The organism is Acidobacteriota bacterium (assembly GCA_012517875.1).
Lineage (GTDB): Bacteria > Acidobacteriota > JAAYUB01 > JAAYUB01 > JAAYUB01 > JAAYUB01.
In genome coordinates, this window is record JAAYUB010000123.1 from 1 (window position 1) to 11,111 (window position 11,111).

The following is an 11,111-nucleotide window of genomic DNA, read 5'->3' on the forward strand; positions in this document are numbered from 1 at the left end:
CTTCATCTGCGAAAACAACCAGTACGGCATGGGCACGGATTTCCGGCGCGTGTCCGCCGTCCACGACATGCATGCGATGGGATGCGCCTACGGCATCGAAGGGCGGCTGGTGAACGGCATGGACGTGCTCGCCGTCTACGACGCCGTCCGGGAAGCCGCCGGCCGCGCCCGCGCCGACGGCGAGCCCGGCTTCATCGAGGCGCGCACGTACCGCTACCGCGGCCACTCCATGAGCGACCCGGCCAAGTACCGGACCAAGGAGGAACTCCAGGCGTACAAAGAGCAGGACCCGATCCTGATCCTCAAGGCGCGGCTGGAGCAGGCGGGCTGGCTGGAACCGGCCGCCTACGAGGCGCTGGACGCGGAATGCAAGGCGGTTTGCGAGGCGGCGGCCACGTTCGCCGATCAGAGCCCGATGCCGCCGCTGTCCGACTTGTTCAACGACGTGCTGGTGTAAGGGAGAGCGCGCAATGCCCATCATCACGATCCGCGAAGCGATCCGCCAGGCCATGGACGAGGAAATGGCTCGTGACGACCGCGTCTGCCTCATCGGCGAGGAAGTGGCCGAATACAACGGCGCCTACAAGGTCAGCCAGGGACTCTGGGAGAAATACGGCTCCCGGCGGGTGGTGGACACGCCCATCGCCGAAGAAGGGTTCGCCGGCCTCGGTGTGGGGGCGGCCATGACGGGGCTGCGGCCCGTCGTCGAGTTCATGACCTTCAATTTCGCCTTGATGGCCATCGACCAGGTGATCAACAACGCCGCCAAGATGCTCTACATGTCGGGCGGCCAATTCCCCGTGCCCGTCGTGTTCCGCGGGCCCAACGGCCCGGCCGAGTACCTGGCGGCCCAGCACTCGCAGGCGCTGCAGAGCTTCTTCGCCCACGTGCCGGGATTGAAGGTGGCGGCTCCGTCCACGCCGTACGATGCCAAGGGGCTCCTGAAATCGGCGATCCGGGACGACAACCCCGTCATCTTCCTGGAGGCCGAGTTGATGTACGCCTGGACCGGCGAGGTGCCCGACGAGGAGTACCTCGTGCCCCTCGGCCAGGGGGTGGTGCGGCGCTCCGGACGCGACGTCACCGTCGTGAGCTTCTCCAAGCCCATGCGGGTCGTGCTTGAGGCGGCCGACGCCCTGGCGGACGAAGGGATCGACGCTGAGGTGGTGGACCTGCGGTCGCTGCGGCCGCTGGACGACGCGGTGGTGTGCGAATCGGTGCGCCGGACCCATCGCTGCGTCGTGGTGGACGAGGCCTGGCCGGTGGCCAGCGTCGGCTCTCATCTGGCCTGGCTGGTGTCCCGGACCTGCTTCGACGATCTGGACGCTCCGGTGGAGTGCGTCGCCTCGGAGGACGTCCCCATGCCGTACAACCACCGCCTGGAACTCGCGGTCCAGCCGTCCGCGGAGAAGATCGTCCGGGCGGTGAAGCGGGTGATGTATCGCGAATCCTGAACGGTTCCGGCCGGCAGGCCGGGCCGGTGAGACCATAGGAGTGCACCACATGGCCGAAAAACTGCTGATGCTGGCGCTGTCCCCCACCATGGAGCATGGCACCATCATCCGCTGGCTGAAGCGGGAAGGGGATACGGTGGCCGCCGGCGAGGTGATCTGCGAGGTGGAGACCGACAAGGCCACCATGGAATATGAGTCGACGGCCGACGGCGCCCTCCTCCGGATTCTCGTCCCCCAGGGCGGCGAGGCCCGTGTGGGCGACCCCATCGCAGTGGTGGGCCGGCCGGGTGAGGTAATTGAGTCACTGCCGGCCGAGTCGCCGCAGCCGGCGGCGACGCCGGTGCCGGCCGCGACGGATGCGTCCGCCGGATCGCTGGCCCCGGTCGGCGTCGCCACCCCGTCGGTGACCGCGCCGACGCCCCCGGCGTCCGACGGGCGGGTGAAAGCGTCGCCTCTGGCGCGCAAGCTGGCTGCCGATTCGGGGCTCGACCTGCGTGTCGTTAACGGTACGGGTCCGGGCGGCCGGATCATCAAGCGGGATGTGGAGCAGGCGCTGGCCGGAGGCGGCGCCGCCGTGCCACCGGCCGCGCCGCCGCCGGTGGCCGACCAGACGGTGCCCGTGACGCAGAAGCGGCGCGTGATCGCGCGCCGGCTCGCCGAATCGAAATTCAGCGCACCGCACTACTACCTGAAGCTCTCCGTGGACATGGCCCTGATCCTGGAGGCCCGCGAGGCGCTGCGGCATCCAGATGGGAACAAGCTGTCGCTCAACACCTTTCTGATGCGCTTCGCGGCGGAGGCGCTCCGGCGACATCCCATGGTGAACGCCACCTGGGGTGAGAACGCCATCACCCTCAACCCGCGGGTCGACATCGGCCTCGCGGTCGCCCAACCCGACGGTTTGATCACGCCGGTGGTGCGCGACTGCGGCGGCAAGGGTCTGCTGGCGATCGACCGGGAGCTGCAGGAGTTGGTAGGGCGGGCGCGCGCCGGCCGCCTGACGCCCGAGGAGTACACCGGCGCCACGTTCTCCATCAGCAACCTGGGGGCGTTCGGCATCGAGGAGTTCACCGCCATCATCAATCCGCCCGGATCGGCCATCCTGGCGGTGGGTGAGATCCGGCGCCAGCCGGTGGCCGGTCCGGGTGACGCGCTCGTGGTCCGCCCGCTGATGAAGCTGACGCTGTCGTGCGATCACCGGGTCGTCGACGGCGCCGTCGGCGCCGCGTTTCTGAAAGAGCTCAAGGGGCTGATGGAGAATCCCATCCGCCTCATGGTCTGACGTCCGATACCCCGTCGCGAGGAAGACTGCCATGTGCCCGCCGCCCAAGCTGCCGCCCGAATCGATCCAGGCGCTGTTCGACGAAATGGAAAATTTCCAGGACATCGCCGCCCAGCTCAAACCTCTGCCCGGGGAGCTCCCCGTTCTGGATGGCATCGACATCTACGGCGAGGTTATCCCGTGCTCGGGTGCCATCGGCGGCGACCACATCATCTACATCGATTTCAAAAAACGGTTTGACCTGGCTGCGCGGATCCGCCGGGCCCAGGCTGCCCGCCGCTGGCGCGTGGCGCGTCGGCTGGAGGAGAATTACCGCCAGGCGGGCATCCTGCTCGCCGACGTCGCCGGGCACCGGATCACCGATGCGCTCCTCACGGCGATGCTCCACCAGGCGTTCCTGTTGGGGGTGCAGTACGAACTCGAGATCAGCGGCACCATCACGGTGCGCCTGTTCGAGTTCATCAACAAGCGGTTTTACCAGTCGTCGGCCGTGGGCAAGTTCCTCACGATGATTTACGGGGAGATCAACGAGCAGGGCCGGTTCCGGTTCATCTCCGCGGCGCATCCGCCGCCGAAGATCTTCAGCTTCGAGTTCGACCGGTTTGTCGAGATTTCCGAGGACCGCCTCGTCAGCTTTCCGCCCATCGGCACCGTGCCGCTGCGGGATGACGTGGATGTCCGCCGCCACTCTAGTCTGCTGGGGCACAAGGACCAGTACACCGTGAACGAGATCAGCCTGCTGGGTCACCAGGACATCCTGCTTCTGTACTCCGACGGCTTGTCCGAACATGAGAACGCCGCCGGTGAATCGTATTTCCCGGCGCACCTGGAGGCGCGGCTCCGCGAGGTGAAACATCTCAAAGCGCCGGAAATCTGCGCCGCGCTGCGCGAGCACCTGCTGGCGTTCGGCCAACCGGCCGACGACGTCAGCTTCATCGTCATCAAGTGCCAGTGACCGCTCCGGCTGCCGCTCGAGTCGCCGGATCATCCGGCAGCAAACGCCATGCCCCATGAAGCGCCCGACAACCAGCGAACGACCGAACGCCTGCGGCGTCTCGACACCGACGCGGCGCTGCGCCGCCGCATCCGGCCGCTGTGTCGCCTGGCGCCCGGCGGCGTCTGGGAGGACCCGGAGCGCGGCCACCGCGTCGGTGTGCTTGACGCCGCGTGCGGCGCCGATGTCACCCGGATCATGGGGGACGGCCGCGCCCGCTTGGTCATCGCCGATCCGCCGTATAATTTAGAGCTCGGCGGCCGCCGCAGCGGGGCGTTGGGCAAACGGTCGCTGACCGCCTACCTCGAGTTCAGCCGGCGGTGGGTGGAGCAGGCGGCCGCCATGTCTGCCGACGACGCGCATTTGTACGTCTGGCTGGGCGCCGACTGGCGCAACGGCTATCAGCCGCTGCCCGACTTCATGCTCCTGATGCGGGAGCAGCCCGGATTCGTCCCCCGCAATTTCATCACGCTGCGCAACCAGCGTGGCTACGGCACCCGCACCAACTGGATGTGGGTGCGGCAGGAGCTGCTCCACTACGTTCGCGGCCGGCCGTTCTTCCAGGTGGTGTACACGGATGTTCCAAAGACGCTCGGCGGGTATTACAAGGACATCGGCGGCCGGCGGACCCACAACCTGGAACGCGGGCTGGCGCCGACACTTAGGGCGGGCAACGTCTGGGTGGACATCCAGCAGGTGTTCTACCGGCTGGAGGAGAACGTGCCCGGTTGTTACGCCCAGAAGCCGCTTAAGGCGATCCGCCGGATCATCGAATCCAGCAGTCGGCCCGGCGACCTGGTGGCCGACGGGTTCGCCCACGCGGGCACCACGCTGCTGGCCGGCGAACTGACCGGCCGGCAGGTCTACACCTTCGATCTGGATCCGATCTTCGCCGAGATCACCATCCGCCGGCTGGAGCGATTCCGCCAGTCAGGCAAGACCGGCTGGCAGTGGCGCAGTCCGTTCCCGGAGATCGAGTAGCCGTAGCCGACATCCGCCCGTATCGTTTGAGCCCGGCCGATCCTCGTGATAAGATGACGATTCGGAGTCGCGATCCGGCGGACTCCGACAATTCCGGTGGGAGGATCTTCTGGTGCGACACGCAAGTCCTGTCCCCGTGATCGCGACGCTCGTGATCCTGATGTTAACCGGCTTCGCCGGCGCCGGAGAGCCGGCGCCAGAGCGCCAACTGTCGCGCGACGAGATGCGGGCGGTGGTGCAGTTTTTGGCGTCCGATTTGCTGGAAGGCCGGGCGCCCGGCACGCGCGGGGGCGAGCTGGCGGAGGCGTACCTCGAAAGTCTGTTCCAGTTGCTGGGCCTGCAGCCCGGTCAGGGGGCCGGGTACCGCCAGACCTTCGCGCTGAAGGGATTCCAAACTCACGACACGGAGGCCCGGTGCGGCGACATCGCCTTGGAACCAGGCCGCGATTACATGCTGGCGTACCTGCGTGACGAAGCACGGTTCCAATTCGACACCGAGGCAGCCTTTGTCGGCTTCGGTATCAGCGCGCCCGATTATGACTGGGACGACTTCAAGGATGCGGATGTCCGGGGCAAGCTGCTCTTCGTCCGCGTCAACGATCCCGGCCTGTTTGAACCCGCTCGGTTCAACGGGCGGCAGATGACCTATTTCGGCCGGTGGCGATACAAGGTCGAGGAGGCGGCCCGGCGCGGCGCCGCCGGCGTCCTGTTGATCCACACCGACGCGACAGCCGGATACGGCTGGGACGTGGTGCGCCACTCCTGGAGCGGCGAGGAAATCTGCCTGCCGGCGGATCTCGAAAACAACCTGCGCCTGCGGGGCTGGATCACCGAGACGGCGCTGCGGCGGGTGCTGAGTCGCGAAGGCCTCGACCTCGACGCGCTTTGCCAGCGGTCGCTGCGCCCGGACTTCCGGCCGGTACCGCTTCGCAACCGGTTCATCCTCACCGGTCGGAACAGCTTTCGCCAATTCCAGACCAGCAACATCATCGGCGAGATCCCCGGCCGGACCGGCCGGCGCATCGTGGTCAGTGCGCATATCGACCATCTCGGTATGGCCCGGACCGAAACCGGCGACCGCATCTACAACGGCGCGGTGGACAACGGCTCGGCGGTCGCCACGATGGTGCTGGTGGCCAAGCGCCTGGCCGAGCGAAGCGAGCCGCTTCGCCACACGATCGCATTCCTGGCCTGCCAGGCGGAAGAGGCGGGTCTGCTGGGCACGCGCTACTACGTCGACCACGCCGACACCGCCGCCATCGTGGCCAACCTGAACCTGGAGTCGGTACCCGTGCGCGAAGCGGCCCGCGATTTCCACGGCATCGGCGCCGAACACTCCACCCTGGGCGAGTTGCTGCGCGACGTGCTGGCGGCGGAAGGGCTGGCCATGACACGCTCCTTCCTGGAGGAACAGGGGTTCTTTTTCCGCTCCGACCAGTTCTCGTTCGCGCTGCGGGGTATTCCGGCCATCATGCTGATGCCCGGCACCGACTATCCGTCCGGCGTGAATCACCAGGCGGAGTACTTCCGGCTCCGCTACCACACGGTCGAGGACGCGTTCCAGCCGGAGTGGGAACTGGACGGCGTGCGGCAGGCGGTGCAGGTGACCGTGCGGATGATCGAGGCGCTCGACCGCGCGGAGGAGGCGCCGGTCATGAAGCCGGTCAAGGTGTTTCCGATCACGCCGCGGAAACAGCGCATCGACTGACGCGCGCGCCGCCTGCACGCCGATGCGACCGATCCAGCAGATGTCGGCCGCCGTGCGGACTCGCCTGACGACTTTTTACTGTTGCCGCTCGGTGGAGTGATGTACAATCAACCCTGCTGAACGAGGAGGACGCAAGGAATCGTTTCCGCCACCACCATGAGTGCCGACGCCTCACACCTTCAGCCTGCCCGGACGCCGCCCTTGTTTTCCGGCCATCCGTCCCCCGCACGCCGCCTGCCTGATTACGCCGCAGCCGCGCCGGCCTCCCGGCTGTACCGCTGACAGTGGGGGGAGCGCGAGGGCCGTATGAAAGCCATCCTGGTGATCGCCAACGACGCGGAAGCCTGCCGGACCATCACCGAGTGCCTGCGGGCGGAATACAAGGTGGAAGTTCACCCGAACAAGGAAGCCTGCCTCGACGCGCAGCGGAAGAAGCGGTACGAGTTCATCCTGATCGACCTCCTGCTGCTGCGGGACGGCCGGCCGGTGAACGGCTACTTCGATTACAAGGCGGTGCTGCAGCCGTTCTGGCAGGCGTATCCAATGTCGGAACTCATCGTCATGAGCCAGCCTGCGATGATCCGCGACGCGGTGATGGCGGTGAAGCAGGGCGCCAGCAACTACATCACCTATCCCATTCACCCCGACGAACTCCGCTACGTCAAGGAGAGCCTGCAGGAGGCCCTGAAGATCCACTACGAGCTCCAGTACCTGCGGGACAGCTTCTGGCAGGAGGACTCGCTGGAGCTGATCCGCACCAACAGCCCGGTGATGAAGGAGGTCTTCGGCAAAGTGCGGGCCGTCTCGACCACCAAGACCACCGTGCTGCTTACCGGCGAGACGGGAACGGGGAAGGGGGTTGTGGCCAAGCTGATCCACCAGCACAGCACCCGGCGCGACAATCAGTTCATCGCCATCCACTGCGGCGCGATTCCCGACACCCTGCTGGAGAGCGAGCTGTTCGGTCACGAGAAGGGCGCGTTCACCGGCGCCATCCGCCGCAAGCTCGGCAAGTTCGAGATCTCCCAGGGGGGCACCATCTTCCTGGATGAGATATCCACCATCAGCCCGTCGATGCAGATCAAGCTCCTGCAGATTCTCCAGGACCGGACCTTCCAGCGGGTGGGCGGCGAGGACGTCATCGAGGTGGACGTCCGCATCCTCGCCGCCACGAACGAGGATCTGGGCAAGATGTGCGACGACGGCAGCTTCCGGCGGGACCTGTACTATCGTCTCAATGTTTTTCCCATCGAACTGCCGCCGCTCCGCGCCCGCCTCGAGGATATCCCGGTTCTGACCGAAGTGTTTCTCGACCGGCTGAATCGCCACCACCTGAAGGATATCGTGGGCATCCACCCCCTGGTTATGGAGGCGTTCACACGCTACACGTGGCCGGGCAACATCCGTGAGTTGGAAAACCTCGTCGAGCGGGCGTACATCCTGGAGACTTCATCCATGCTGACGCCGGAGAGCTTCCCCAGCGAGCTGTTCGCTTCGGGGGAATCCGGCACGCGCATCGAGATGGACACCTCGCTGACCTTGGCCGAAATCCGCCACCGCACCGTGGAAAGCGTGGAGCGGCGCTACCTGAAAGAGATGCTGACGCTCCATCGCGGCAAGATCGCCGCAACGGCCAAGGCGACGGGCATCAGCGTGCGGCAGCTGCATAAACTGATGGCTCGCTACGGCATCCGCAAAGAAGACTTCAAATACATTCCCACCGCAAAAACGAAAAAGGAATCCTGAGTTCCGATACTGTATTTATCGGTATTAAGAGTTCCGATGTAGTCGTATAACTAGTTTATATACAATATGATAGCTACTTGACAATGTCTAAGTATAGGCTTTATAAGGGTCAAAACATGAAGTCAGGGGACCGCTATTTTTGACCAATTATAAATATAGTCAATATAATCAATTATTTAAATAATTGGCACGGTATTTGCTATTATATAAATGAGCCGTTATTCGGCCGATTTTGTGCTGTTTTAGAGATGTTTTAAAGCCGAATATTTAAGATCAGCAACTTGAACGGACAGTTCTGATCAGCTGCGAAGGAGATAGATGAAACGCGACATTTGGATCAGTGAGGAAGAGGAACCTCCCAGTACGGAGATCGGCCACGCCGAAGCCGATTTCATGGATGCTCACGCCCCGCATGTCATCCCATTCCGCTTGACGCGGCCCCCGGTCGTCGCCAAAAAAACCCTGCGATCGAGAGGCCGGGGCTATGCCATCGCGCCCAGCGAGCGGTCGTTGGCGTTCATGGAGCGCCATTTTCCCGAGGCGACACCCGACGAATGGAGCGACTGGCACTGGCAGGTGCGACACAGCATCCGGACGATGGCCCAGCTGGAACGGATCGTGGCCTTGTCTCCGGAGGAGCGGGATGCGATTCTCAGCCTGAACGGTTCGCTGCCGCTGCGGATCACCCCGTATTACGCCAGCCTGCTGGATCCCATGGACGCGCGTCAGCCGATCCGGCGGAGTGTCATCCCGGTCAGCGACGAGTTCAGCGTTTCGCCGGGCGAAGCGGCCGACCCGCTGGGCGAGGATCACGACAGCCCCGTCCCCGGCCTGGTCCATCGCTATCCCGACCGCGTGCTGTTTCTGACCACCGGCTTCTGTGCCGCGTTCTGCCGCTACTGCACCCGCTCCCGCATGGTGGGGCACAGCAGCCATGGCGCGGGGTGCTCCAGGACGCGCTGGCAGAAAGCGATCGATTATATCGCCGCCAATCCGGTCATCCGCGATGTCCTGCTGTCAGGCGGCGATCCGCTGACCCTGTCCAATGAGCAGCTCAACTGGTTGCTCACCCGGTTGCGGCAGATCCCGCATGTGGAATTCGTGCGCATCGGCACCAAGGTACCGGTGGTGCTCCCCCATCGCATCACGCCCAGCCTGGTGCGCATGCTGCGCCAGCACCACCCGCTGTTCATCAGCATCCACTGCACCCACCCCGACGAGCTGACGCCTGAAGCCGTCCAGGCCTGCGAGCGCCTGGCGGATGCGGGCATCCCCCTCGGCAGCCAGACGGTGCTGCTGGCTGGCATCAACGACAGCGTGGACACCATGAAGCGCCTGGTGCACGGCCTGCTGAAAGCGCGGGTGCGGCCCTACTACCTGTACCAGTGCGACCCGATCCAGGGCTCGCGGCACTTTCGGACGCCGGTGGCCAAAGGGCTGGAGATCATCCGCGGCTTGCGCGGACACACGACCGGCTACGCGGTGCCCACCTACGTGATCGACGCCCCCGGCGGCGGCGGGAAAATTCCCCTGCTGCCGGATTACGTCGAGGGCCGGGACGGCGACGATCTGGTGCTCCGAAACTTCGAGGACAAGCTCTTCCGTTACCCCGACCCGGCGAACGCGCCGGCGACGGAGCAATAGCGTCACGGAATTCGGAACCGAATGGTTGGTCGTTCAAGCGGCGGACTCCGGTCCGCCGCTTGTCGTTTGTGGTGAACAGTGAACAGTGAACGGTGGAAAGGCGGATTGCTCAGAGACAAGCTAATACAGAGATGAGCAAGATCGAGGGGAGAGGGGAAGTGACCAGGGAGCCGGGAGTAGGGAACGGGGGCCGGATGATCGGATGTCCGGCTGTCCGGCTGTCCGGCTGTCCGGCTGAAATACTTTCCATGTCCACTGTTGACGGTTCGTGATCCTGGGGCGGATCACTTTCTGATGACGCGGTGGACCGTCAGGGGGACGCTCAGGCCGCGCAGGGCGACGGTGCCCATGTCCTCAGTGGGGAACTTGTCGCCGATCAACTGTTTCGTCATGTCACCGATCACGATCTCGTCCGCCTGCGCCACCGACGACTCGATGCGCGAGGCGATGTTGACCGTGCTGCCGAGGACGGTGTAGTCCACGCGCTTTTCCGAACCGATGTCGCCGGCGACCACCCGGCCGCTGTTTACGGCGATGCGCATCCGCAGGGGCGCCGGCAGCAAGCCGGACGCGTTGATGTCGTCCAGCGCTCGATACATCTCGATGGCCGTCTTCACGGCGCGCTCGGCATGGTCCGACTGGGCGAAGGGGACGCCGAACACGGCCATGACAGCGTCGCCGATGTACTTGTCCAGCGTGCCCTCGTTCTGGAAGATCACCTCGGTCACGGCGGTGAAAAAGCAGTTAAGGATGCGGGCCACCTCGGACGGCTCCAGCTTTTCGGCCATGGAGGTGAAGCCCACCAGGTCGGAGAACAGCACGGTGATTTCGCGCTCCTCGGTCTTCATCATGACATCGCCGCCCGAGTGGATGATCCGGTTGACCACCGACGGCGAGTGGTAGCGCTCGAGGCGCTCGCGGATCCGCTTCTGCCGGTCAATCTCCTGGTTGAGCCGGTACTGGTCGATGGCGATGGCCGAGATGATGGCGATGGTGGAGAGCAGATCCAGGTCCCGTTCCTGGAAGAAATTTTCGAAGAAAAGGCAGTCCACGTAGATGATGCCGATGATCTTCTGTTCGTCCCAGAGCGGCACGCACATGCAGGAGCGGATCTGCTGCATCATGATGCTTTCCTGGGCGCCGAAGCGGCTGTCCCGCATCGCGTTGGCGGTGAGGATCGCCACTCCCTCGGAGAACACCTTGCTGACGATGGTCCGGGAGAAACTGATGTCTTTTTCCGATCGCGACGCGGACGGATGGCGCAGCTTGATCACGTAGGGCACGAGCTCGTTCGTCTCATCC

9 protein-coding genes are annotated in these 11,111 nt (G+C 64.8%); 8 read left to right on the forward strand and 1 reads right to left on the reverse strand.

Annotated elements, in window-relative coordinates:
- The 8 genes from GX414_13160 to GX414_13195 all read left to right on the forward strand — a co-directional run.
- The coding region (locus GX414_13160; GenBank protein ID NLI48048.1) for a pyruvate dehydrogenase (acetyl-transferring) E1 component subunit alpha at nt 1–457 on the forward strand (457 nt) is incomplete at its 5' end.
- A 13-nt stretch (nt 458–470) separates the two neighbouring features.
- Nucleotides 471–1,454 carry a pyruvate dehydrogenase complex E1 component subunit beta gene (locus tag GX414_13165; protein NLI48049.1) on the forward strand — a complete coding sequence of 328 codons (984 nt, stop codon included), beginning with the start codon at nt 471–473 and terminating at the stop codon, nt 1,452–1,454.
- Between the two features lie 49 nt (nt 1,455–1,503).
- Nucleotides 1,504–2,736, forward strand: a complete 1,233-nt coding sequence (locus tag GX414_13170; protein NLI48050.1) for a 2-oxo acid dehydrogenase subunit E2 — start codon at nt 1,504–1,506, stop codon at nt 2,734–2,736.
- Nucleotides 2,737–2,767: 31 nt separating this feature from the next.
- Nucleotides 2,768–3,691, forward strand: coding sequence for a serine/threonine-protein phosphatase (locus GX414_13175; GenBank protein ID NLI48051.1), 924 nt, complete (start codon nt 2,768–2,770; stop codon nt 3,689–3,691).
- 48 nt (nt 3,692–3,739) lie between these two features.
- Nucleotides 3,740–4,711 carry a site-specific DNA-methyltransferase gene (locus GX414_13180; protein ID NLI48052.1) on the forward strand — a complete coding sequence of 324 codons (972 nt, stop codon included), beginning with the start codon at nt 3,740–3,742 and terminating at the stop codon, nt 4,709–4,711.
- Nucleotides 4,712–4,823: 112 nt separating this feature from the next.
- Nucleotides 4,824–6,419, forward strand: coding sequence for a M28 family peptidase (locus GX414_13185; GenBank protein ID NLI48053.1), 1,596 nt, complete (start codon nt 4,824–4,826; stop codon nt 6,417–6,419).
- A gap of 306 nt (nt 6,420–6,725) precedes the next feature.
- The gene (locus tag GX414_13190) at nt 6,726–8,165 is read left to right on the forward strand and encodes a sigma-54-dependent Fis family transcriptional regulator (protein ID NLI48054.1); all 1,440 of its coding nucleotides are present in this window, start codon (nt 6,726–6,728) and stop codon (nt 8,163–8,165) included.
- Nucleotides 8,166–8,558: 393 nt separating this feature from the next.
- Entirely contained in the window at nt 8,559–9,809 is a 1,251-nt protein-coding gene (locus tag GX414_13195) for a KamA family radical SAM protein (protein ID NLI48055.1), read from the forward strand.
- A gap of 284 nt (nt 9,810–10,093) precedes the next feature.
- Here GX414_13195 and GX414_13200 read toward each other — a convergent pair.
- A partial coding sequence (locus tag GX414_13200; GenBank protein ID NLI48056.1) for a GAF domain-containing protein occupies nt 10,094–11,111 on the reverse strand: 1,018 nt, incomplete at its 5' end.